A 224-nucleotide genomic window follows, 5' to 3' on the forward strand; every position below is an offset into this window, starting at 1 on the left:
AGCCGCCTTCAGGCGGCTGTGTGTTGAAACAATGTAGCGGCGGTCAAGCCTGCCATCATTTCACCAGCCGCCTTCAGGCGGCTGTGTGTTGAAACAGCCTGTTTTGAATAAAAAAGACCCTATTTCGCACCAGCCGCCTTCAGGCGGCTGTGTGTTGAAACAAGAAGTGCGTCTGGCTAAGGTTGAGTATCGGACCAGCCGCCTTCAGGCGGCTGTGTGTTGAA

Source organism: Neisseria sp. HMSC068C04 (assembly GCF_001810105.1).
Classification (GTDB): Bacteria; Pseudomonadota; Gammaproteobacteria; order Burkholderiales; family Neisseriaceae; genus Neisseria; species Neisseria flavescens_B.